This window comes from Pseudomonas sp. ok266 (assembly GCF_900110195.1).
GTDB classification, from domain to species: domain Bacteria; phylum Pseudomonadota; class Gammaproteobacteria; order Pseudomonadales; family Pseudomonadaceae; genus Aquipseudomonas; species Aquipseudomonas neuropathica.
The window spans coordinates 413,132-435,265 of sequence record NZ_FOCU01000003.1 but is presented as its reverse complement, the minus strand read 5'-3'; the positions used below and the strand labels follow the sequence as shown (position 1 = coordinate 435,265).

23 protein-coding genes are annotated in these 22,134 nt (G+C 59.2%); 21 read left to right on the top strand and 2 right to left on the bottom strand.

All coding sequences use genetic code 11. The features are described 5' to 3' along the window. Window positions 1–81 precede the first annotated feature (81 nt). The 21 genes from trmJ (at window position 82) to BMY54_RS07525 (ending at window position 18,994) form a co-directional block, all read left to right on the top strand. Window positions 82–852 carry a tRNA (cytosine(32)/uridine(32)-2'-O)-methyltransferase TrmJ gene (gene trmJ, locus BMY54_RS07625; protein ID WP_093430653.1) on the top strand — a complete coding sequence of 257 codons (771 nt, stop codon included), beginning with the start codon at window positions 82–84 and terminating at the stop codon, window positions 850–852. A gap of 3 nt (window positions 853–855) precedes the next feature. Then, complete coding sequence (gene cysE / locus BMY54_RS07620; RefSeq protein ID WP_025109222.1) at window positions 856–1,632, top strand: serine O-acetyltransferase; 777 nt, start codon at window positions 856–858, stop codon at window positions 1,630–1,632. Window positions 1,633–1,869: 237 nt separating this feature from the next. Beyond that, window positions 1,870–2,361: a Fe-S cluster assembly transcriptional regulator IscR gene (iscR, locus tag BMY54_RS07615; RefSeq protein WP_038362955.1), complete on the top strand. Its 492-nt coding sequence runs from the start codon at window positions 1,870–1,872 to the stop codon at window positions 2,359–2,361. 47 nt (window positions 2,362–2,408) lie between these two features. Further along, window positions 2,409–3,623 (top strand): IscS subfamily cysteine desulfurase, encoded by a 1,215-nt coding sequence (locus BMY54_RS07610; protein ID WP_007916899.1) that lies wholly within the window; start codon window positions 2,409–2,411, stop codon window positions 3,621–3,623. 101 nt (window positions 3,624–3,724) lie between these two features. After that, window positions 3,725–4,111 carry a Fe-S cluster assembly scaffold IscU gene (iscU, locus tag BMY54_RS07605; RefSeq protein ID WP_007916892.1) on the top strand — a complete coding sequence of 129 codons (387 nt, stop codon included), beginning with the start codon at window positions 3,725–3,727 and terminating at the stop codon, window positions 4,109–4,111. Between the two features lie 34 nt (window positions 4,112–4,145). Continuing rightward, window positions 4,146–4,469 carry an iron-sulfur cluster assembly protein IscA gene (gene iscA / locus BMY54_RS07600; RefSeq protein WP_003227904.1) on the top strand — a complete coding sequence of 108 codons (324 nt, stop codon included), beginning with the start codon at window positions 4,146–4,148 and terminating at the stop codon, window positions 4,467–4,469. A gap of 8 nt (window positions 4,470–4,477) precedes the next feature. Beyond that, the gene (gene hscB / locus BMY54_RS07595; protein WP_007916889.1) at window positions 4,478–4,999 is read left to right on the top strand and encodes a co-chaperone HscB; all 522 of its coding nucleotides are present in this window, start codon (window positions 4,478–4,480) and stop codon (window positions 4,997–4,999) included. A gap of 51 nt (window positions 5,000–5,050) precedes the next feature. After that, entirely contained in the window at window positions 5,051–6,916 is a 1,866-nt protein-coding gene (gene hscA, locus BMY54_RS07590; protein WP_093430652.1) for a Fe-S protein assembly chaperone HscA, read from the top strand. Then, window positions 6,916–7,257, top strand: a complete 342-nt coding sequence (fdx, locus tag BMY54_RS07585; protein WP_007916885.1) for an ISC system 2Fe-2S type ferredoxin — start codon at window positions 6,916–6,918, stop codon at window positions 7,255–7,257. Before hscA ends, fdx begins: the two co-directional genes overlap by 1 nt. 14 nt (window positions 7,258–7,271) lie before the next feature. Further along, complete coding sequence (iscX, locus tag BMY54_RS07580) at window positions 7,272–7,472, top strand: Fe-S cluster assembly protein IscX (RefSeq protein ID WP_008084655.1); 201 nt, start codon at window positions 7,272–7,274, stop codon at window positions 7,470–7,472. 88 nt (window positions 7,473–7,560) lie between these two features. Then, window positions 7,561–7,986, top strand: a complete 426-nt coding sequence (ndk, locus tag BMY54_RS07575) for a nucleoside-diphosphate kinase (protein WP_007916882.1) — start codon at window positions 7,561–7,563, stop codon at window positions 7,984–7,986. A 28-nt stretch (window positions 7,987–8,014) separates the two neighbouring features. Then, window positions 8,015–9,163: a dual-specificity RNA methyltransferase RlmN gene (rlmN, locus tag BMY54_RS07570; protein WP_093430651.1), complete on the top strand. Its 1,149-nt coding sequence runs from the start codon at window positions 8,015–8,017 to the stop codon at window positions 9,161–9,163. A 12-nt stretch (window positions 9,164–9,175) separates the two neighbouring features. Next, window positions 9,176–9,934 carry a type IV pilus biogenesis/stability protein PilW gene (pilW, locus tag BMY54_RS07565; RefSeq protein WP_093430650.1) on the top strand — a complete coding sequence of 253 codons (759 nt, stop codon included), beginning with the start codon at window positions 9,176–9,178 and terminating at the stop codon, window positions 9,932–9,934. Next, window positions 9,934–10,959: a RodZ domain-containing protein gene (locus BMY54_RS07560; RefSeq protein WP_093430649.1), complete on the top strand. Its 1,026-nt coding sequence runs from the start codon at window positions 9,934–9,936 to the stop codon at window positions 10,957–10,959. The genes pilW and BMY54_RS07560 overlap by 1 nt, the downstream gene beginning before the upstream one ends. 3 nt (window positions 10,960–10,962) lie before the next feature. Continuing rightward, window positions 10,963–12,072 carry a flavodoxin-dependent (E)-4-hydroxy-3-methylbut-2-enyl-diphosphate synthase gene (gene ispG, locus BMY54_RS07555; protein ID WP_003227888.1) on the top strand — a complete coding sequence of 370 codons (1,110 nt, stop codon included), beginning with the start codon at window positions 10,963–10,965 and terminating at the stop codon, window positions 12,070–12,072. 37 nt (window positions 12,073–12,109) lie between these two features. Continuing rightward, the gene (gene hisS, locus BMY54_RS07550; protein WP_016984369.1) at window positions 12,110–13,399 is read left to right on the top strand and encodes a histidine--tRNA ligase; all 1,290 of its coding nucleotides are present in this window, start codon (window positions 12,110–12,112) and stop codon (window positions 13,397–13,399) included. A 41-nt stretch (window positions 13,400–13,440) separates the two neighbouring features. After that, entirely contained in the window at window positions 13,441–14,082 is a 642-nt protein-coding gene (locus BMY54_RS07545) for a YfgM family protein (protein WP_093430648.1), read from the top strand. Next, window positions 14,075–15,226: an outer membrane protein assembly factor BamB gene (gene bamB / locus BMY54_RS07540; protein WP_034156262.1), complete on the top strand. Its 1,152-nt coding sequence runs from the start codon at window positions 14,075–14,077 to the stop codon at window positions 15,224–15,226. The genes BMY54_RS07545 and bamB overlap by 8 nt, the downstream gene beginning before the upstream one ends. A gap of 136 nt (window positions 15,227–15,362) precedes the next feature. Further along, window positions 15,363–16,832 (top strand): ribosome biogenesis GTPase Der, encoded by a 1,470-nt coding sequence (gene der, locus BMY54_RS07535; protein ID WP_093430647.1) that lies wholly within the window; start codon window positions 15,363–15,365, stop codon window positions 16,830–16,832. Between the two features lie 234 nt (window positions 16,833–17,066). Beyond that, window positions 17,067–18,215: a pyridoxal phosphate-dependent aminotransferase gene (locus tag BMY54_RS07530; protein WP_093430646.1), complete on the top strand. Its 1,149-nt coding sequence runs from the start codon at window positions 17,067–17,069 to the stop codon at window positions 18,213–18,215. Then, window positions 18,203–18,994, top strand: coding sequence for an amidohydrolase (locus BMY54_RS07525; protein WP_093430645.1), 792 nt, complete (start codon window positions 18,203–18,205; stop codon window positions 18,992–18,994). Before BMY54_RS07530 ends, BMY54_RS07525 begins: the two co-directional genes overlap by 13 nt. 174 nt (window positions 18,995–19,168) lie before the next feature. On the opposite strand, the gene leuA is transcribed toward BMY54_RS07525, so the two are convergent. Then, window positions 19,169–20,848 (bottom strand): 2-isopropylmalate synthase, encoded by a 1,680-nt coding sequence (leuA, locus tag BMY54_RS07520; protein WP_093430644.1) that lies wholly within the window; start codon window positions 20,846–20,848, stop codon window positions 19,169–19,171. A gap of 463 nt (window positions 20,849–21,311) precedes the next feature. Beyond that, on the bottom strand, window positions 21,312–22,133 hold the full coding sequence (locus BMY54_RS07510; RefSeq protein WP_093430643.1) for a peptidoglycan DD-metalloendopeptidase family protein: 822 nt from the start codon (window positions 22,131–22,133) through the stop codon (window positions 21,312–21,314). Between the last annotated feature and the right edge of the window lies 1 nt (window position 22,134).

Genomic DNA, 22,134 nt, shown 5'->3' with positions numbered 1-22,134 from the left:
GGACGCTGTTCGCTTTCATAGCTTAACGGTAGGCTGTTCTGTAAGATTTGCACCCCTTTCCTGTGTCCGAGAGCGCCTCCCTTGCTGCAGAACATTCGTGTCGTCCTGGTCAATACCAGCCACCCCGGCAACATCGGCGGGGCCGCGCGCGCCATGAAAAACATGGGTCTGTCGCGATTGGTGCTGGTCGAACCGCGGGTCTTCCCGCACCACGAAGCCGATGCTCGTGCTTCCGGTGCCGGTGACATCCTTGAAAATGCGCAAGTCGTCGCCACCTTGGAAGATGCCTTGGTCGGCTGCAATCTGGTGCTTGGCACCAGCGCCCGTGACCGCCGGATTCCCTGGCCACTGCTGGATCCGCGCGAGTGCGGCACCAAAGTGGTTGAAGAAGCCGGGCAGGGCGCCGAAATCGCTCTGGTATTCGGTCGTGAAGATTCCGGTCTGACCAACGAAGAGCTGCAGCGATGTCACTTTCACGTGCACATCCCGTCCGACCCTGCGTTCAGCTCGCTGAACCTCGGCGCGGCGGTGCAGGTGTTGAGCTATGAGGTGCGCATGGCCTGGCTGGCCGCCCAAGGTCAGCCGAGCAAGATCGAGAAGGAAGAAGTGGCTTCGGTGAAAAGCGCCGAGCTGGCGACCATGGATGAGCTGGAGCGCTTTTATGAGCATCTGGAGCAGACGCTGGTCGCCATCGAATTCCTCGATCCGGAAAAGCCGCGGCACTTGATGGCGCGCCTGCGCCGGTTGTACGGACGCAGCTCGGTCAGCCGGGCGGAAATGAATATTTTGCGTGGCATCCTCACGGAAACCCAAAAAGCGGCCCGTGGTGAGCTTCTTAAGCGGAAGGACTAAATGATGTTTGAGCGTTTGCGTGAAGATATCCAGAGCGTATTCCATCGAGACCCGGCGGCGCGTAACGCTTTTGAAGTCCTGACCTGCTACCCCGGCATGCATGCGATCTGGATTCATCGATTGGCCGGCATGCTGTGGCGCAACGAACTGAAATGGCTGGCGCGGCTGGTGTCGAACTTCGGTCGCTGGCTGACCGGGATCGAGATTCATCCGGGGGCCAAGGTCGGTCGTCGTTTCTTTATCGACCATGGCATGGGTATCGTCATTGGTGAAACCGCCGAGATTGGCGATGACGTGACTATTTATCAGGGCGTGACCCTCGGCGGCACTAGCTGGAATAAGGGCAAACGCCACCCGACGCTGGGTGATGGTGTGGTCGTGGGCGCGGGCGCCAAGGTGCTCGGCCCGTTCACCGTCGGCGCTGGTGCCAAGGTTGGTTCCAACGCCGTGGTGACCAAAGAAGTACCGCCGGGCGCCACGGTTGTCGGTATTCCCGGGCGCATCATCGTCAAGTCCGATGAAGAGCAGGATGCCAAGCGCAAGGCCATGGCCGAGAAGATCGGTTTCGATGCCTACGGCGTCAGCGAAGACATGCCCGACCCGGTGGCGCGTGCCATTGGTCAGTTGCTCGATCACCTGCAAGCGGTGGACGGGCGGCTGGAGGGGATGTGCGGCGCGCTGAAGGATCTGGGTAGCAATTACTGTGCGAAAGATCTGCCTGAGCTGCGTGAAGAAGACTTTGCCTGTGTGAAGGGTAAGGATCAGAGTCAGGCCAGCTAAACCGCGCCGATTCCTTCGCGAGCAGGCTCGCTCCCGCAGGGAATAGCGTTCCAGTGTGGGAGCGAGCCTGCTCGCGAAGAACGATAACGCGGTACTGCTGGCTGCAAGCCGCCAGCCTTTGCTATGATGCGCGCGCTCTTTTGCGGGTAATCCTGACTAAAGTACTAGGTCTTAAAGTTGACTTAAATACTCGGGAATTGCATACTCGCCCCATTCTGAACTCCGTGGTAACTGTCCATGCGACTGACTACAAAAGGCCGATACGCCGTGACCGCCATGCTTGACCTGGCGTTGCACGCGCAGCACGGGCCCGTGTCCCTGGCCGATATCTCCGAGCGCCAAGGCATCTCCCTGTCCTACCTCGAACAGCTGTTCGCCAAGCTGCGCCGCAGTAACCTGGTTTCCAGTGTTCGCGGCCCGGGTGGTGGCTACCAGTTGTCCCGCGAGATGCAGGGCATCCAGGTCGCCCAGGTGATCGATGCAGTAAACGAATCGGTCGATGCCACCAAATGCCAGGGCCAGGGCGATTGCCATTCCGGCGACACCTGCCTGACCCATCATCTGTGGTGCGATTTGAGCCTGCAGATTCACGAATTTCTAAGTGGTATCAGCTTGGCTGATCTTGTGACTCGCCGTGAGGTGCAAGAAGTAGCCCAGCGTCAGGACCAGCGCCGTTGCAACAGCAAGGCGCCACGCCTGGACAAGATTGAAGCGTCCGCCGTCGAATGACAGCCAGAGAGCTAGCGGCACGCCAGCCCTGATTTAGGAGATAGTCCATGAAATTGCCGATTTACCTTGATTACTCTGCGACCACCCCGGTTGATCCGCGTGTTGCGCAAAAAATGAGTGAATGCCTGCTGGTCGACGGAAACTTCGGTAACCCGGCGTCCCGTTCCCATGTGTTCGGCTGGAAGGCTGAAGAGTCCGTTGAAAACGCCCGTCGTCAGGTGGCCGATCTGGTCAACGCTGATCCGCGCGAAATCGTCTGGACTTCCGGTGCTACCGAGTCCGACAACCTGGCAATCAAGGGCGCGGCACATTTCTACGGCTCCAAGGGCAAGCACCTGATCACCTCCAAGATCGAGCACAAGGCTGTCCTGGACACCATGCGCCAACTGGAGCGTGAAGGTTTCGAGGTTACTTACCTCGAGCCGACCGAAGACGGTCTGATCACCCCGGCCATGATTGAAGCTGCACTGCGCGAAGACACCATTTTGGTCTCCGTAATGCACGTGAATAACGAAATCGGCACCGTTAACGACATCGCCGCGATCGGCGAAATGCTCCGCGCCAAGGGCGTTCTGTTCCACGTCGACGCCGCTCAGTCCACTGGCAAAGTCGAGATCGACCTGCAGAAACTGAAAGTCGACATGATGTCGTTCTCCGCCCACAAAACCTACGGCCCTAAAGGCATCGGCGCGCTGTACGTCAGCCGCAAGCCGCGTGTGCGCATTGAAGCGACCATGCATGGCGGCGGTCACGAGCGCGGCATGCGTTCCGGCACCCTGGCGACCCACCAGATCGTCGGTATGGGTGAAGCGTTCCGCGTAGCCAAAGAAGACATGGCTGCTGAAAACGTCCGTATCAAAGCCTTGAGCGACCGCTTCTACAAGCAGGTCGAGCATCTGGAAGAGCTGTACGTCAACGGCAGCCTGACCGCCCGCGTTCCGCACAACCTGAACCTGAGCTTCAACTACGTTGAAGGCGAGTCGCTGATCATGGCGCTCAAGGATCTGGCGGTATCGTCTGGTTCGGCCTGCACCTCGGCGTCGCTGGAGCCTTCGTACGTGCTGCGCGCCCTGGGCCGCAACGACGAACTGGCACACAGCTCGATCCGCTTCACCTTCGGCCGTTTCACCACCGAAGAAGAAATCGACTACGCCGCGCAGAAAGTCTGCGAGGCCGTTACCAAGCTGCGCGCTCTGTCGCCGCTGTGGGACATGTACAAAGACGGCGTCGATATCTCGAAAATCGAGTGGGCGGCACACTAAATATAGAAGCCGCCAGATACAGATCCTGTAGCGACGCGGCGGTTTACGCAGCGCAGTTGCAGGGTCTCAAGAGCGGCCCTGATGAGTGAGGATTGAGAATCATGGCTTACAGCGAAAAGGTCATCGACCACTACGAAAACCCGCGCAACGTCGGCAAGATGAACGCGGAAGATCCTGATGTCGGCACCGGCATGGTCGGCGCTCCGGCGTGCGGCGACGTGATGCGTCTGCAAATCAAGGTCAACGACGCTGGCATCATCGAAGATGCCAAGTTCAAGACCTACGGCTGCGGTTCGGCCATCGCTTCCAGCTCCCTCGCCACCGAGTGGATGAAGGGCAAGACCCTGGACGAAGCCGAAACCATCAAGAACACCCAGCTGGCCGAAGAACTGGCCCTGCCGCCAGTGAAAATTCACTGCTCGGTACTGGCTGAAGACGCTATCAAAGCGGCTGTTCGCGATTACAAGCAGAAGAAAGGCTTGATCTGACTTTCTGGATTTGGCGACGAGTAAGGAGTCACCGATGGCTATCAGCATGACAGAAGCGGCTGCTCGACACGTGCGGCGCTCCCTCGACGGGCGCGGCAAAGGTGAAGGGATTCGTCTGGGTGTTCGCACCACAGGCTGTTCCGGCCTTGCCTACGTGCTGGAGTTTGTCGACGAGGTGGTTGCAGAGGATCAGGTGTTCGAGAGTCACGGCGAAAAAGTGATCATCGACCCGAAAAGCCTGGCCTACCTGGACGGCACCGAGCTCGATTTCGTCAAGGAAGGGTTGAACGAAGGCTTCAAGTTCAACAACCCCAACGTACGCGGTGAATGTGGCTGCGGCGAAAGCTTCAACATCTGAGGCTTGTCGTGGGTATTCCTTGTCATTTCGCTTTATTCGAGCTGCAACCGGGTTTCCGTCTGGATCTCGAACAGTTGGCCACGCGCTATCGTGAGTTGGCGCGCGGCGTTCATCCTGACCGTTTTGCCGACGCTTCCGAGCGTGAGCAACGGTCGGCTCTGGAGCAGTCTGCACGGCTCAACGACGCCTATCAGACGCTCAAGAGTCCGGCCCAGCGCGCACGCTACCTGCTGACCATCAGCGGGCATGAAGTGCCGATGGAAGTCACGGTCCATGATCCCGAGTTTCTTCTGCAGCAGATGCAATGGCGCGAAGAGCTCGAAGACCTCCAGGATAGTGCTGACCTCGACGGTGTCGCGGTGTTCAAGCGGCGCCTGAAAGTGGCTCAGGAAGAACTCAATGAAAGCTTCGCAGCCTGTTGGGATGATGCGGCGCAACGTGAACAGGCCGAACGCCTGATGCGGCGCATGCAGTTCCTCGACAAGCTCACCTACGAAGTGCGCCAGTTAGAAGAGCGCCTCGACGATTAACCCAGTGCCGCTCCGGTCGCACGCCTGATATACAGATAAGTCCTGATCACGATGGCCCTACTGCAGATCGCCGAACCCGGCCAAAGTCCTCAACCGCACCAGCGTCGTCTGGCTGTGGGGATCGACTTGGGCACTACCAATTCGCTGGTCGCTGCGTTGCGCAGTGGTCTTTCCGAGCCGTTGGCCGACGCAAACGGGCAGGTCATCCTGCCGTCCGCTGTGCGTTACCACGCCGATCACGTCGAAGTCGGCGAGTCGGCCAAACTGGCCGCTGCGTCCGATCCTTTGAACACCGTGCTGTCGGTCAAGCGCTTGATGGGTCGTGGTCTGTCCGACGTCAAGCAATTGGGCGAGCAACTGCCATACCGCTTTGTCGGTGGCGAATCGCACATGCCGTTCATCGATACCGTGCAAGGCCCGAAAAGCCCGGTCGAAGTCTCCGCCGATATCCTCAAGGTGCTGCGTCAGCGTGCTGAAGCGACGTTGGGTGGCGAACTGGTTGGCGCGGTGATCACCGTTCCTGCTTACTTCGATGATGCTCAGCGCCAAGCCACCAAGGATGCGGCGAAACTTGCCGGTCTGAACGTGTTGCGCCTGCTCAATGAGCCGACCGCTGCCGCTGTGGCGTACGGTCTGGATCAACACGCTGAAGGCCTGGTCGCGATTTATGACCTGGGCGGCGGTACTTTCGATATTTCGATTCTGCGTCTGACAGGCGGTGTTTTTGAAGTTCTGGCCACTGGCGGCGACAGCGCGCTGGGTGGCGATGACTTCGATCACGCGATTGCCGGCTGGATCATCGAGAGCGCGGGCCTGTCTGCCGATCTCGATCCGGGCGCACAACGCAATCTGCTGCAAACCGCTTGCGCGGCCAAAGAAGCCCTGACCGATGCGGCCAGCGTTGAAGTGGCCTATGGCGACTGGAAAGCACAGCTGACCCGTGAAGCCTTCGATGCGCTGATCGAGCCGATGGTCGCTCGCAGCCTGAAAGCCTGCCGTCGCGCCGTTCGCGATTCCGGTATCGAGCTGGAAGACGTGCACGCTGTGGTCATGGTCGGCGGTTCGACTCGCGTGCCGCGCGTTCGCGAAGCCGTTGCCGAAGCCTTCGGTCGTCAGCCTCTGACTGAAATTGACCCGGATCAAGTGGTGGCCATCGGTGCCGCGATCCAGGCCGATACATTGGCAGGCAACAAGCGCGATGGTGGCGAACTGCTGCTGCTCGACGTGATTCCGCTGTCCCTGGGTCTGGAAACCATGGGCGGTCTGATGGAGAAGGTGATTCCGCGTAACACCACCATCCCCGTCGCTCGCGCACAAGATTTCACGACTTATAAAGATGGCCAGTCGGCCATGGCGATCCACGTATTGCAGGGCGAGCGTGAGCTGATCAGTGACTGCCGCTCGCTGGCGCGCTTCGAATTGCGCGGCATTCCAGCGATGGTCGCCGGTGCGGCGAAGATTCGCGTGACCTTCCAGGTCGATGCCGACGGTCTGCTCAGCGTTTCCGCCCGTGAGTTGGGTTCAGGCGTTGAGGCAAGCATTCAGGTCAAACCGTCCTACGGTCTGACCGACGGCGAAATCGCCAAAATGCTCAAGGATTCGTTCCAGCATGCCAATGACGACAAAGTCGCCCGCGTTCTGCGTGAGCAGCAAGTCGATGCCCAGCGCCTGATCGAAGCGGTGCAGGGCGCTCTGGAGGCGGATGGCGAGCGTTTGCTCGACGCTGAAGAGCGCATGGTCATCGATCTGCAGTTGCAGGAACTGGCCGAACTGATGAAAGGTACGGATGGTTACGCCATCGAGCAGCAGACCAAGCGTCTGTCGCAAGTGACCGATGCTTTTGCTGCCCGCCGCATGGATCTGACGGTGAAAGCCGCTCTGTCGGGGCGCAATCTGAATGAAATCGAGGATATCTGATGCCGCAGGTCATTTTTCTGCCACACGAGAAGTTCTGCCCTGAAGGCATGGTGGTCGAGGCTGCGCCCGGCACATCGATTCTCGAACTGGCCCACGAACACCACATCGAGATGGAAAGCGCCTGCGGCGGCGTCTGTGCTTGCACCACCTGCCACTGCATCATCCGCGAGGGTTTCGACTCGATGGAAGAGGCCGACGAGCTGGAAGAAGACTTCCTCGATCGCGCCTGGGGCCTGGAAGCGCAATCGCGTCTGGCTTGCCAGGCGATCGTCGGTGAAGAAGACATCACCGTCGAAATTCCGAAATATTCGCTTAACCATGCGGCTGAAGCGCCGCACTGACTGGTAAGACTGTCATGAGCTACGGTTGGAATGATGTTCAACGTATTGCAGAAGAATTGGCCGAGGCCAAGCCGGGTGTAGATCCGTTTTCTGTCAATTTCGTCGACTTGCAGCAATGGATCAAAGAACTGCCGGATTTTGACAATACCTCTGGTCGCGTAGGCGAGAAGGTGTTGGAAGCGGTTCAGACGCTCTGGGCTGAAGAATTGGACTGATCGTCCTCGCAGGTTAGGCAATACCCAAGAACCCGCGTATAATTCGCGGGTTTAATTTTTCGCAAATTACCGTTTCTGGAGTTACACCATGGCTGTTCAACGCACTTTCTCCATCATCAAGCCTGACGCTGTTGCAAAAAACGTCATCGGCGAAATCACCACTCGTTTCGAAAAAGCCGGCCTGCGCGTTGTAGCTTCGAAACTGAAGCAACTGTCCAAAGCTGAAGCTGAAGGCTTCTACGCTGAGCACAGCGCTCGTGGTTTCTTCGGCGACCTGGTTGCTTTCATGATCTCCGGTCCTGTTGTTGTTCAGGTTCTGGAAGGCGAAAACGCTATCGCTCTGAACCGTGAGCTGATGGGCGCTACCAACCCTAAAGAAGCTGCTGCCGGCACCATCCGCGCTGACTTCGCTGATTCCATCGACGCCAACGCTGTTCACGGTTCGGACTCCGAAGCCGCAGCTGCTCGTGAAATCTCGTACTTCTTCGCAGCTACTGAAGTAACCACTCGCTAAGCATTGGCTTAAGAGTGAAGGTGAATCCATGACTACATCGACTGTAAAAACCAACCTGCTGGGTCTGACTCAACAGGAAATGGAAAAATTCTTCGACTCAATCGGGGAGAAGCGTTTCCGTGCCGGTCAGGTAATGAAATGGATTCACCACTTTGGCGTCGATGATTTCGACGCCATGACGAACGTCAGCAAGGCCTTGCGCGACAAGCTCAAGGCTATTGCCGAGGTCCGTGGTCCGGAAGTGGTCAGCGAGGACATCTCCAGCGACGGCACCCGTAAGTGGGTGGTGCGCGTGGCGTCCGGCAGCTGCGTCGAGACCGTATACATTCCCCAGGGCAAACGCGGCACTCTGTGCGTTTCGTCCCAGGCAGGCTGTGCCCTGGATTGCAGTTTCTGCTCCACCGGCAAGCAAGGCTTCAATAGCAACCTCACCGCCGCCGAAGTCATCGGTCAGGTGTGGATTGCCAACAAATCTTTCGGCAGTGTCCCGGCAACCGTCGACCGTGCCATCACCAACGTGGTGATGATGGGCATGGGTGAGCCGCTGCTGAACTTCGACAACGTCGTTGCCGCCATGCATCTGATGATGGATGACCTCGGCTACGGGATCTCCAAGCGCCGCGTGACCCTGTCCACCTCGGGTGTGGTGCCGATGATCGATGAGCTGGCCAAGCACATCGACGTTTCCCTGGCGTTGTCCCTGCACGCACCGAATGACGCATTGCGTAACCAATTGGTGCCGATCAACAAAAGATATCCGCTTAAGATGCTGCTCGAGTCGTGCCAGCGCTACATGTCCGCCCTTGGCGAGAAACGTGTGCTGACCATCGAGTACACCTTGCTCAAGGACATCAACGACAAGGTTGAACACGCCGTCGAGATGATCGAGCTGCTGAAGAACATTCCGTGCAAGATCAACCTGATTCCGTTCAACCCGTTCCCGCACTCCGGGTACGAGCGGCCAAGCAACAACGCGATCCGTCGTTTCCAGGATCAGTTGCATCAGGCCGGTTTCAACGTCACTGTCCGCACCACCCGTGGTGAAGACATCGACGCTGCATGTGGTCAATTGGTAGGGCAGGTGCTGGATCGCACCCGTCGCAGCGAACGTTACATCGCAGTGCGCGAGTTGAGCGCCGACAGCGATCTGGCACAGAACGCCGCGAACACAAATTAAGAGAGGATCTCTATGTCCCTGCGCTTTGCGCTGCTGTTGCTGTTGGCCAGCCTGTGTGCTGGTTGTGTCCTGTCGGGTGACTACAACCCGATGAAGACCAGCAAGGGCCGCGATGAAGCGCGGGCTGCCTACGTGCAGTTGGGGCTGGGATACTTGCAGCAAGGCATGACCGAGCGGGCCAAGGTGCCGCTGAAGAAGGCGCTGGAAATCGACGGTTCCGATCCTGACGCCAACGCTGCCCTCGGGTTGGTGTTTCAGTCCGAAATGGAGCCGGAGCTGGCCGACGAACACTTCCGCAAGGCTTTGTCCTCCCGTCCCGCCGATGCGCGCATCCTCAACAATTACGGCAGTTTTCTCTACGAACAACAGCGTTATAAAGAAGCCTACGAGCGTTTTGAACAGGCGGCCGCCGATACCCTGTATCCTGAGCGTTCGCGTGTGTTCGAGAACCTCGGCATGACGGCGGCGAAGCTCGGTCAGCGTGATCTGGCGCAGCAACAGCTGGAAAAAGCACTGCGTTTGAACCGTCAACAACCACGCGCGTTGCTGGAAATGGCTGAGTTGTCCTTCGAAGACAGGCATTATGTGCCCGCGCGAGACTATTACGACCGTTTCAGCCAGTTGACCGAACAAAATGCACGTAGTCTATTGCTCGGCGTTCGGCTGGCAAAAGTGTTTGAAGATCGCGACAAGGCCGCCAGTTATGGCCTGCAATTAAAACGACTCTATCCCGGTACGCCGGAATATCAGCAATACCTGTCGGAGCAATGATGAAAGCGGCGCATCCCGAAGTTGTAGCAGCGAATCGCGTTAACCCCGGTGAGACCCTGCGCCAGGCCCGCGAAAGCAATGGCTGGTCGCTGGCCGAAGTGGCCCTCAAGCTCAACCTCACCGTGACTTCCCTGAGCAATCTTGAAGCCGGCGCTTTCGACAAGCTGCCGGGGCATACCTTCGCTCGCGGTTACATTCGCGCTTATGCCAAATTGCTCGGCATGGACCAAACCGTTCTGGTTCAGCAGTTCGACCAGTCCACCGGTACCGATTCCCAGGGCAGCAATGTTCACGCCCTCGGCCGTATCGAAGAGCCAGTGCGGGTTTCCCACACCATTTTGCGTATTGTCAGCCTGCTGTTGCTGATCGCGGTCATCGGCGGCGGTTTCGTCTGGTGGCAGGATCAGACATCCCAGCGCACCAAGGACCTGACGTCCCTGGCCCCTGAGCACGTTGAAGTCGAAGGTGCTGACGGCACGACTCAGATTCACCCGATCGACGAGCCGGAGGACCAGGCTGTCGAGGAAAACCAGGCCGATACTTCAACGGCGTTGGCGCTGCCTCAGTCGGAAACCACGGCTGAATCGACTGGTGCAGAAGGCGCTGCTCCGGCAACTGCTCCAGCAGCACCGGCTGCAACGCCGACCGCCCCGGTTCATACACCGGCGCCGGTTGTCGCTACCCCGGCTAGCCCCGCGCCAACCACTCCAGCGCCGACCGTCACCGCTCCGGTCGTTCCTGCTACACCGGCAGCGACCGCAGAAGCAACCGCTCCGGTGGCTGGCGATGGTCAGGTACAACTGCAGTTCAGTGCCGATTGCTGGGCACAAGTGACCGATGGCCGTGGCAAAGTGATTTTCAGTGGTCTGAAGCATAAAGGCGATAGCGTCACCGTTTCCGGCAAGCCGCCGCTTAACGTACGTCTGGGCGTTGCCCGCGCCGCGCAGGTCAGCTACAACGGCCAGCCGGTCGATATCGCTCCGTTCACCAGTGGCGAGACTGCTCGCCTGAAGTTGGGTCAATAAGTCATGCACGGCGAATCTCCAATCAAACGTCGCGTTTCGCGCAAGATCTGGGTCGGCAACGTACCGGTGGGCGGCGACGCGCCGATCGCGGTGCAGAGCATGACCAACAGCGACACCAATGACGTCGCCGCCACCGTTGCACAGATCAACCGTCTGGAAGCCGCTGGCGTCGATATCGTCCGCGTCTCGGTGCCGGACATGGACGCCGCCGAGGCGTTCGGCAAGATCAAGCAACTGGTCAAGGTGCCGCTGGTTGCCGACATCCACTTCGACTACAAGATCGCTCTGCGCGTGGCCGAACTGGGCGTGGACTGCCTGCGTATCAACCCGGGCAACATCGGTCGTGAAGACCGTGTTCGGGCGGTGGTCGATGCAGCGCGTGATCGCGGCATTCCGATCCGCATCGGCGTCAACGCCGGATCATTGGAAAAAGACCTGCAAAAGAAATACGGCGAGCCGACCCCTGCTGCGCTGGTCGAATCTGCTTTGCGTCACGTTGAGCACCTCGAACGCCTGAATTTTCAGGACTTCAAAGTCAGCGTTAAGGCCTCTGACGTGTTCATGGCCGTCGAAGCCTACCGCTTGCTGGCGAAAGAAATCGTTCAGCCGCTGCACCTGGGCATCACCGAAGCCGGTGGATTGCGTTCGGGCACAGTGAAATCCGCCGTGGGCCTAGGTATGCTGCTCGCCGAGGGGATTGGCGATACTATCCGCATCTCGCTGGCGGCCGACCCGGTCGAGGAAGTGAAGGTCGGTTACGACATTCTCAAGTCTTTGCATCTGCGTTCCCGTGGCATCAACTTCATCGCCTGCCCGAGCTGCTCGCGGCAGAACTTCGATGTGGTGAAAACCATGAACGAGCTGGAAGGGCGCCTTGAAGACCTGCTGGTGCCGCTGGATGTCGCGGTGATCGGTTGTGTGGTCAACGGCCCCGGCGAAGCCAAGGAAGCCCATATCGGCTTGACCGGCGGCACGCCAAACCTGATTTACATCGACGGCAAGCCGTCGCAGAAACTGACGAATGACAATCTGGTGGACGAGCTGGAAAAGCTGATCCGCCAGAAAGCGGCCGAAAAGGTCGAAGCTGACGCTGCGGTTATTGCGCGCGGCTGAGCCTGATTGAAGCGCCGAACGAATTTAAGGATTTAAAGTGAGCAAGTCTCTGCAAGCCATTCGTGGCATGAATGACATCCTGCCCGAGCAGACCCCGTTGTGGCGTTATTTCGAGGGCACCGTTGCGCGTCTGCTGGATAACTACGGTTACAAGCAGATCCGCATGCCGATCGTTGAATTCACCGAGCTGTTCAAACGCTCGATTGGTGAAGTCACTGACATCGTCGAAAAAGAGATGTACACCTTCGAAGACCGCAACGGCGACTCCCTGACCTTGCGTCCGGAAGGTACCGCGGCGTGCGTGCGTGCCGTACTCGAGCACGGCATCACCGGCGGTGGCCAGGTGCAGAAACTCTGGTACATCGGCCCGATGTTCCGCCACGAGCGTCCGCAGAAAGGCCGTTATCGCCAGTTCCACCAGATCGGTCTGGAAGTGTTCAATCTCGACGGCCCGGACATCGACGCCGAGCTGATCACCATGACCTGGCGCCTGTGGGGCGAGCTAGGCATTCGTGATGCGGTCAAGCTTGAACTCAACAGCCTCGGCACCAGCGAGTCCCGTGGGCGTTATCGTGAAGCGCTGGTCGAGTACCTCTCGGCGCACCACGACAAGCTCGACGAAGACAGCCAGCGTCGCCTGAAAACCAACCCGCTGCGCGTGCTCGACACGAAAAATGCCGACACTCAAGCGGTGCTGGTCGATGCGCCGAAAATGGCCGATTACCTCGACGACGAATCCCGTGCGCACTTTGAAGGTTTGAAAGCGCGTCTGGATGCCGTTGGCATTCCTTACGTGCTCAACCCGAAACTGGTGCGCGGCCTCGATTACTACAGCAAAACCGTATTCGAATGGGTCACCGACAAACTCGGCGCCCAGGGCACTGTTTGCGCGGGCGGTCGTTACGACGGTCTGGTCGAGCAAATGGGTGGCAAGCCGACCACCGGCGTCGGTTTCGCCATGGGCATCGAACGTCTGGTGCTGATGCTGGAAACCCTTGAGCAGATCCCGGAAGAAATCTCCCGTCAGGTCGATGTCTATCTGTGCGCCTTCGGTGAAGAAGCCGAGCTGGCCGGTCTGGCTCTGGCTGAACGTGTTCGTGATCAACTTCCAAACCTGCGTCTGCAAGTCAATGCCGGCGCCGGCAGCTTCAAAAGCCAGTTCAAGAAGGCCGACAAGAGCGGTGCGCTGTACGCACTGATCCTCGGTGACGACGAAATGGCCCAGCAAGTGGTAGGTTTCAAACCCCTGCGTGGCCAGGGCGAACAACAAAGCATTGCCTGGGATGCGCTCGCCGCTCACCTGGCCACCTGCGTCGTGCAGGGTTGAAGCTGTCCAAACAGCCGATTTAGCGATTAAGGAGTATTGGGGTGTCGAGTACCGAAGACGAACAGTTGGCGGATTTGAAGGACTGGTGGACACGCAACGGCAAACCTCTGGTCACTGGCGGCCTGTTGGCGCTGGTCATCGTGTTCGGCTGGCAGGCATATCACAAATACCAGAGCAACCAGTCGCAAGGCGCCTCGGTGCTCTATCAGCAACTGCTGGAAACCACGCTGACGCCTGACGGCAAGCCTGATGCGGCCCGCGTTGCGGATCTGGCCGGCAAGCTCAACAGCGAATTCAGCGGTTCCGCCTACGCGCAGTACGGCAGCCTGTTCGTGGCCAAAGTGGCGGTCGACAGCGGCAAGCTGGATGACGCCGCGGCCGAACTGAAAGCCATTGTCGACAAACCGGCCAACCCGGCGCTGGGCGAAATCGCCCGTCAGCGTCTGGCGCAGGTACTCGGCGCGCAGAACAAGGCTGAAGATGCCCTGAAACTGCTCGACGGCGATGCCGACAAAGCGTTCCTGGCCACTCGCGAAGAACTCAAGGGCGACCTGCTGGTACAGCTGGGCCGTACCGATGACGCGAACAAGGCGTATCAAAAAGCCAAGGCGGCACTGTCGGATGAAGCGGCGGTCGGTGGCCTTCAAATCAAGCTCGACGACCTGGCCAAAGGGGATGCGTGACGTGATCCGTTGGAAGCATGCAGCATTGCTGGCTCTGGCCCTTCTGGCCGCGGGTTGCAGCAGCAACAGCAAAAAAGAATTGCCACCGGCTGAACTGACCGACTTCAAAGAAGAAGTGGTTCTGCACAAGCAGTGGAGTCGTTCGATCGGTGACGGTCAGGGCGAAACCTACAACATGCTGGTGCCGGCGATCGACGGTGACACCATCTACGCCGCCGATGTAACCGGCGTGGTGATGGCCATGGATCGCGGCAATGGCGACGTGAAATGGAAGCAGGATCTTGACCTGCCTGTCTCCGGCGCCGTTGGCGTGGGTTACGGGCTGGTTCTGATCGGTACGCTGCGCGGCGAAGTCGTTGCCCTGGACACCAGCAACGGTGAAGAGAAGTGGCGCGCTCGTGTGAACAGCGAAGTCCTCGCGCCGCCGGCCAACAACGGCGACGTGGTGGTGGTACAGACCCAGGACGATCGTCTGATCGGTCTGGATGCTTCCACCGGTACTCAGCGCTGGGTGTATGACAGCACCCCGGCCGTGTTGACCCTGCGTGGCACCAGCGCACCGCTGGTCACCAACCGCCTCGCGGTGGCTGGCCTGTCGACCGGTAAAGTGGTCGCTCTGGATATTTCCAACGGCGTGCCGGTCTGGGAACAACGGATCGCGATTCCACAAGGTCGTTCGGAACTGGAGCGCGTAGTCGACATCGACGGCGGTCTGCTGTTGTCCGGCGGTACGCTGTACGTTGCCAGCTACCAGGGTCGCGTTGCGGCACTGGACCTGGAAAGCGGTCGTCAACTGTGGCAGCGCGATGCGTCGAGCTACGCCGGTATCGCTCAGGGTTTCGGCAGCGTTTACGTGAGCCTGTCCTCGGGCACCGTTGAAGGCGTCGACGAACGTTCCACCACAGCATTGTGGAGCAACGATTCGCTGGCTCGTCGTCAACTGTCGGCTCCGGAAGTGTTCTCCAGCTATGTTGCAGTCGGTGACCTGGAAGGTTATCTGCACCTGCTGAGCCAGGTTGACGGTCGTTTCGTCGGCCGTGAGCGCATCGACAGCGACGGCCTGCGTGCCCGTCCGCTGGTGGTGGGTGACACGATTTATGTCTATGGCAACAGCGGCAAACTGGAAGCCCTGACCATCAAGTAACAACTATGCTTGGGGTTAAACCCCCAGGCGGCCCCGGATTCATGGGGCTTGCAGCGCTAACAGGCGTTGCCCCGAGCACCAGCCGCTGCCTCGCAGCGGCTTTTGTATTTTCTGAAATAACGAAGTGGAGAGCCGCATGGTTCCCGTAATCGCCCTGGTGGGCCGACCGAACGTCGGCAAGTCCACCTTGTTCAACCGCCTGACCAGGACTCGCGACGCCATCGTCGGCGACTTGTCCGGTCTGACCCGTGATCGCCAGTACGGTGAGGCCAAGTGGCAAGGGCGTTCCTACATTCTGGTCGACACCGGTGGTATCTCCGGTGACGAGCACGGTATGGACGAAAAAATGGCCGAGCAGTCGCTGCTGGCCATTGAAGAAGCGGATGTTGTGCTGTTCCTGGTAGATGCCAAGGCCGGTTTTACCGCCGCCGACCAGATGATCGCCGAACACCTGCGCAAACGTAACAAGCGTTCCTACGTGGTCGCCAACAAGGTCGACAACATCGACCCGGAAATGGCCCGCGCTGAATTCGCCCCTCTGGGCATGGGCCACGCGATCCCGATCGCCGGTGCTCACGGCCGTGGCATCACGCAGATGCTGGAAATCGCCTTGGGTGATTTCCCCAAAGACGAAGAAGAGCCGGAAGACGGCGAAGAAGAGATCGTTGCCGAAGGCGAGGAAGCCAAGCGCATTCCTGGCCCGAGCGAAAAAGACGGGATCAAGATCGCCATCATCGGTCGTCCGAACGTCGGCAAGTCGACGCTGGTCAACCGCATGCTCGGTGAAGACCGGGTTATCGTCTATGACCAGCCGGGCACCACCCGCGACAGTATCTACATCCCGTTCGAACGGAATGAAGAGAAGTACACGCTGATCGACACCGCCGGTGTGCGCAAGCGCGGCAAGATCCACGAAGAAGTCGAAAAATTCTCCGTGGTGAAAACCCTGCAGGCGATCAAAGACGCCAACGTGGTGATCTTCGTGATGGACGCCCGCGAAGGCGTGGTCGATCACGACCTCAACCTGCTGGGCTTCGCTATCGAATCCGGTCGTGCACTGGTGATCGCGATCAACAAGTGGGACGGCATGACGCCGAGCGAGCGCGACTTCGTCAAGGTCGAGCTGCAACGTCGCCTGTTCTTCGTTGACTACGCCGACATCCACTTCATCTCGGCCCTGCACGGCACTGGCGTGGGTAACCTCTACGCGTCCGTACAGAACTCGTTCAAGTCGGCGGTCACCCGCTGGCCGACCAACCGTCTGACCCAGATTCTGGAAGACGCGGTGGGCGAGCACGCGCCACCGATGGTCAACAACCGCCGGATCAAGCTGCGCTACGCCCACTTGGGTGGTGCGAACCCGCCGATCATCGTGATCCACGGTAACCAGATCGAGAAAGTGCCGAAGTCGTACGTGCGCTATCTGGAGAACACTTACCGCCGTGTGCTGAAGCTGGTCGGTACGCCGATCCGCATCGAGTTCAAGGGCGGCGAGAACCCGTACGAAGGCAACAAGAACACGCTGACCGACCGCCAGGTCAACAAGAAGCGTCGCTTGATGTCGCACAACAAGAAAGCCAGCAAGAAGCGCCGCGACAAGAAATAAGGTCGCGGCTCGTTGATCGTTCCCATGCTCCGCGTGGGGATGTATCCCGTGACGCTCTGCGTCACATAAGCGGTGGACGCAGAGCGTCCAAGGCTGCATTCCCACGCAGAGCGCGGGAACGATCAACATGAGAGAAGGGTGCCATCCGGCGCCCTTTTTTTATGGGCGCCGGATGGGCTATCCTCGGGCTCTCCCGCGCCGTCGTCAGAGCCGGGTGTTGAGCAGGGAACCCCGATGATCACCAGTAAGCTGCCGAATGTCGGCATCACTATTTTCACGCAGATGTCTCAGCTCGCGGCCCAGACCGGAGCGATCAATCTGTCCCAGGGTTTTCCTGACTTCGACGGCCCGCAGTCCCTGCGTGACGCGGTCGGTCGGCACATCGCCAGTGGCCACAACCAGTATTCACCGATGACTGGCCTGCCGGCGCTGCGCGAGCAGATTGCGGCGAAAATCGCTCGCAGCTATGGCGTGCAAGTCAATGCCGACAGTGAAGTGACGGTCACGCCGGGCGCGACCCAGGCGATCTTCTGTGCGATTCAGGCGGTTATCCACAGCGGCGACGAAGTCATCGTGTTCGATCCGTGCTACGACAGCTACGAACCGGCGACAGAGTTGGCGGGCGGTCGTTGCGTACATGTACAACTGAATCCGAACGACTTCTCCATCGATTTCGATCAACTCGCTGCTGCCCTGAGTCCGCGCACGAAAATGATCGTCATCAACACCCCGCACAACCCGAGCGGCGCACTGATCAGTCGTGCCGAACTCGATCAACTGGCAGAGTTGATCCGTGGTCGCGACATCTACCTGATCAGCGATGAAGTCTACGAACACTTGGTGTTCGACGGCGTGCCGCACGTCAGCGTGCTGGCCCATGAAGAGCTGTATCAGCGCGCATTCGTGGTCAGCTCGTTCGGCAAGACCTATCACGTCACTGGCTGGAAAACCGGTTACGTCGTCGCGCCGCCAGCGCTGACCACCGAACTGCGCAAGGTCCACCAGTACGTCAGTTTCTGCGGCGTCACGCCGTTGCAATATGCGCTGGCCGATTACATGGCCGAGCACCCGGAACACGTCGAAGAGTTGCCGGGCTTCTACCAAGCCAAGCGCGATCTGTTCTGCGATCTGCTGGCGCCGTCGCGTTTCAGTTTTACCCGGGTCACCGGCACCTATTTCCAACTGGTCGATTACTCGCAGATCCGTCCCGACCTCAACGACGTCGAGATGGCCATATGGATGACCCGCGAACACGGCGTGGCGAGTATTCCGGTGTCGGTGTTCTACCAGAACCCACCGCAAGGCCAGCGCCTGGTGCGCCTGTGTTTTGCCAAACGCGAGGAGACGCTGCGCGAAGCGGCGGCAAAACTATGCGTGATCTGAGTGCGTTACCCGATCTCAACCTGGCGCTGATCCAGACCAGCCTGGCCTGGCATGACCGCCAGGCCAACCTTGAACATTTCGCGGTGTTGCTGGAGCAGGCGCGCGGGGCGGATCTGATCATCCTGCCGGAAATGTTCACCACTGGATTCTCCATGGAATCTGAAACCCTTGCCGAAGCCGAGAATGGCCCGACCAGCAAATGGCTGCGGGTTCAGGCGGCAAAGCTCGATGCAGTCATTACCGGCAGCGTGATCATTCAGGCCGCCGACGGCAGCCATCGCAATCGCCTGCTGTGGGCGCGGCCTGACGGTGAAGTGCTGCATTACGACAAGCGTCACCTGTTCCGCATGGCCGGCGAGCACAATCACTACACCCCCGGCGAACGTCAGGTGCAGTTCGAACTCAAGGGCTGGCGCATCCGTCCGCTGATTTGTTATGACCTGCGCTTCCCGGTGTGGAGCCGCGATGCGCAGGACACCGATCTGTTGCTGTACACCGCCAACTGGCCGGGCGCGCGGCGTCTGCACTGGAATCGCCTGTTGCCGGCGCGTGCCATCGAAAACCTTTGCTATGTGGCGGCGGTGAATCGCGTCGGCACCGACGGCAAGGGCTTTGCCTACACCGGTGACAGTCAGGTGCTGGATTTCCAGGGGGAAACCTTGCTGGCGGCGGGGGAGGCGGACGGGGTGTTCAAGGTGGTTTTGGAGGCGGCGTCACTGGCGGCGTATCGCGAGCGCTTTCCGGCGAATCTGGATGCCGACACCTTCGAGTTCACCTGATACTCGCAGCGCCTGTCAGGACGCCTTCGCGAGCAGGCTCGCTCCCACATTTGGAATGCATTTCCCTGTGGGAGCGAGCCTGCTCGCGAAGGGGCCATAAAAGTCAGCCAAAACGTGTAGGCAAAAAAGGCCCCGGAGTTCAAACGCCGGGGCCTTTTGCATTTCAGCGATCGATTACGCCGCTTTCGCCTCAGGCTGGCTCAGCGAGCGGTTCAGCGCGCTGAACAGGGCCTTGAAGCTGGCCGTGGTGATGTTTTCATCGATGCCCACGCCGTGCACTGCACGTTCGCCGTTCACACGCAGTTCGATGTACGCCGCTGCTTTGGCGTTGGTGCCCGCGCCGATCGCGTGTTCGTTGTAGTCCATGATCTCCACCGGAATCGGCAGACCGGCGACCAGTGCTTCCAGCGCACCGTTGCCCTTGCCGCGCCAGTGCAGGTTGGTTTCGCCCTGACCTTTGCTTGCCACTTCCACTTCGACGGCGCTGTTGCCGTTTTCTTCCTGCAGGCGATGGCTGACCAGCGCATACGGGGTGTTGGCTTGCAGGTATTCGCTGATCAACAACGAGTGAATCTGTTTGGCGGTCATCTCCAGGCCCAGACGATCGGTTTCACGCTGCACAACCTGGCTGAATTCGATTTGCATGCGACGCGGCAGGCTGATGCCGTATTCCTGCTCCAGCAAGTAAGCGATGCCGCCCTTGCCCGACTGGCTGTTGACGCGAATCACCGCCTCGTAGCTGCGGCCGATGTCGGCCGGGTCGATCGGCAAGTACGGCACTTCCCACAGTGCATCCGGTTTCTGCTGGGAGAAACCTTTGCGGATCGCATCCTGGTGCGAACCGGAGAACGCGGTGTGCACCAGGTCGCCAACGTACGGGTGACGTGGGTGAACCTGAATCTGGTTGCACTCTTCGACCACTTTGCGCACGCCGTCGATGTCGGAGAAGTCCAGCTGCGGGTCAAGACCCTGGGTGTACATGTTCAGGGCGACGGTGACGAGGTCAACGTTACCGGTACGCTCGCCGTTGCCGAACAGGCAGCCTTCGACGCGATCGGCGCCGGCCATCAGGCCCAACTCGGTAGCGGCGACACCGGTGCCACGGTCGTTGTGGGTGTGCAGGCTGATGATCACGCTGTCACGACGGTTGATATTGTGGCCGAACCACTCGATCTGGTCGGCGTAGACGTTCGGGGTCGCGCACTCAACGGTAGCCGGCAGGTTGAGGATCATCTTGTGCTCAGGCGTCGGGTTCCACACCTCGATCACCGCGTCACAGACTTCCTTGGCGAATTCCAGCTCGGTGGCGCTGAAGGTTTCCGGCGAGTATTCGAAGGTCCATTCGGTGTCCGGCTGCATCGCCGCGTATTTGACGAACAGCTTGGCGGCGTTGACTGCAATGGCCTTGATACCGTCCTTGTCCTGGTTGAAGACGATGCGACGGAAAGAAGGCGAGGTGGCGTTGTACAAGTGAACGATGGCTTTTTTCGCACCGCGCAGGGATTCGAACGTACGCTCGATCAAATCTTCACGGCCCTGGGTCAGCACCTGAATGGTGGTGTCGTCCGGGATGTGGCCTTCTTCGATGAGGGTACGCACGAAGTCGAAGTCAGTTTGCGAAGCGGCCGGGAACGACGCTTCGATTTCCTTTACACCGACCTGCACCAGGGTTTTCCAGAAGCGCAGCTTTTTCACCGCGTCCATCGGCTCGATCAGCGACTGGTTGCCGTCACGCAGGTCGGAACTGCACCAGATCGGCGCGGTGTCGATGGTTTTCGACGGCCAGGTGCGATCCGGCAAGTTGATGACGGGAAACGCGCGGTATTTCGAAGACGGATCTTTGAGCATGCTCATCGGGAAATTCCTTATTGTCTGGGCCGAAAAGAGGCGGCCTGCCGGTGTTACGAATGTTCATGGAAAAGCGTGGGACGAGGTGCCGCGATTCAGCCTGGCAGTCGTGCGCTGACGAGGCACAGGCTGCGGTGCTGGCGAAGCTGAATGAGGGTGTGAGAGGTTTTCATGCCTTCAACCCTAACCGCGAGGGGAGAGGATGGCAAGCAGTCGGAAAAAATTGAGAGGAATACTCGGAAAGCGGGTTTTTGCAGGATTTTATTGCGCTGGAGGTCGCTGATCGTTGTGATATTTGCGCGAGGTTTGATTGGGGCGCAATTGGGGTTTATAGCAGTTCAGTAAGTATTGATGTGCGTTGTAGGCCGCCTTCGCGAGCAAGCTCGCTCCCACAGGGATTTGTGTTTTGAACGCAATCCAATGTGGGAGCGAGCTTGCTCGCGAAGGGGCCATCAGCCCATCGGCTGTCTTAAGGCTGAAATGCGCCAATGAAAATCGCCGGATCCACCCGCGCATCATTCAGGCTGACATTCCAGTGCATGTGCGGCCCGGTTGCCCGACCAGTCGAGCCAACCTTGCCGACCACAGCGCCTCGCGCCAGTTGATCGCCGACTTTCACATCAATCTTCGACATATGGCAGAACATGCTGATAAAGCCCTGCCCATGGTCGACAAACACGGTGTTGCCATTAAAGAAGTAGTTGCCGATCAGAATCACTTTGCCCGCCGCCGGGGTCTTGATCGGCGTGCCCGCTGGCACCGCGAAGTCGAGGCCTGCATGTGGATTGCGCTCTTCACCATTAAAGAAGCGACGCACACCAAACTTGCTCGACAACGGACCGTTCACCGGTTTGTCCAACAACAGATTGCTCGGCGTGTTCGGGCTGAAGCTGCGATACGCCTTGATCTGTTCGGCCAGTTCGCCCTCGATGCGTTTGAGGTTCGACTGATCCGGGTTGACTTGCTGTTTGTTCTTCAGGGTGATGCGTTGTTCCGGGTATTTCTTGTTGCCCACGGTGAATGGCAAGTTACGTCCGCCGCTGCTGATCTGCTGCGCACCCGGTTTAACGGTAAGTGGCACGCCGACGATCGCCAGCCAGGTGTTCTGTTCTTTTACCACCAGCACCGGTTTGCCCTGATACGTGGCTTTCGGTGCCTGCGCGGCGGTGCCCAGATCAACCACCGCCACACCGCCCGGCACCGGTTTGTTCAGTAGCCGGGTGATGTAACTGTCGGCGTGGGCATTGAAGGTCAGGCAGAGCAAAAACAGTGGAGCGAGAAAGCGCGGCATG

Excerpts from the sequence above, each read along its gene's own strand:
- hscA (WP_093430652.1), top strand. The coding sequence starts at position 5,051 with ATGGCCCTACTGCAGATCGCCGAACCCGGCCAAAGTCCTCAACCGCAC.
- pilW (WP_093430650.1), top strand. The coding sequence starts at position 9,176 with ATGTCCCTGCGCTTTGCGCTGCTGTTGCTGTTGGCCAGCCTGTGTGCT.
- ispG (WP_003227888.1), top strand. The coding sequence starts at position 10,963 with ATGCACGGCGAATCTCCAATCAAACGTCGCGTTTCGCGCAAGATCTGG.
- iscR (WP_038362955.1), top strand. The coding sequence starts at position 1,870 with ATGCGACTGACTACAAAAGGCCGATACGCCGTGACCGCCATGCTTGAC.
- iscX (WP_008084655.1), top strand. The coding sequence starts at position 7,272 with ATGAGCTACGGTTGGAATGATGTTCAACGTATTGCAGAAGAATTGGCC.
- ndk (WP_007916882.1), top strand. The coding sequence starts at position 7,561 with ATGGCTGTTCAACGCACTTTCTCCATCATCAAGCCTGACGCTGTTGCA.
- der (WP_093430647.1), top strand. The coding sequence starts at position 15,363 with ATGGTTCCCGTAATCGCCCTGGTGGGCCGACCGAACGTCGGCAAGTCC.
- BMY54_RS07525 (WP_093430645.1), top strand. The coding sequence starts at position 18,203 with ATGCGTGATCTGAGTGCGTTACCCGATCTCAACCTGGCGCTGATCCAG.
- fdx (WP_007916885.1), top strand. The coding sequence starts at position 6,916 with ATGCCGCAGGTCATTTTTCTGCCACACGAGAAGTTCTGCCCTGAAGGC.
- BMY54_RS07530 (WP_093430646.1), top strand. The coding sequence starts at position 17,067 with ATGATCACCAGTAAGCTGCCGAATGTCGGCATCACTATTTTCACGCAG.
- BMY54_RS07610 (WP_007916899.1), top strand. The coding sequence starts at position 2,409 with ATGAAATTGCCGATTTACCTTGATTACTCTGCGACCACCCCGGTTGAT.
- leuA (WP_093430644.1), bottom strand. The coding sequence starts at position 20,848 with ATGAGCATGCTCAAAGATCCGTCTTCGAAATACCGCGCGTTTCCCGTC.
- rlmN (WP_093430651.1), top strand. The coding sequence starts at position 8,015 with ATGACTACATCGACTGTAAAAACCAACCTGCTGGGTCTGACTCAACAG.
- BMY54_RS07560 (WP_093430649.1), top strand. The coding sequence starts at position 9,934 with ATGAAAGCGGCGCATCCCGAAGTTGTAGCAGCGAATCGCGTTAACCCC.
- cysE (WP_025109222.1), top strand. The coding sequence starts at position 856 with ATGTTTGAGCGTTTGCGTGAAGATATCCAGAGCGTATTCCATCGAGAC.
- iscU (WP_007916892.1), top strand. The coding sequence starts at position 3,725 with ATGGCTTACAGCGAAAAGGTCATCGACCACTACGAAAACCCGCGCAAC.
- iscA (WP_003227904.1), top strand. The coding sequence starts at position 4,146 with ATGGCTATCAGCATGACAGAAGCGGCTGCTCGACACGTGCGGCGCTCC.
- BMY54_RS07510 (WP_093430643.1), bottom strand. The coding sequence starts at position 22,133 with ATGCCGCGCTTTCTCGCTCCACTGTTTTTGCTCTGCCTGACCTTCAAT.
- bamB (WP_034156262.1), top strand. The coding sequence starts at position 14,075 with ATGCGTGACGTGATCCGTTGGAAGCATGCAGCATTGCTGGCTCTGGCC.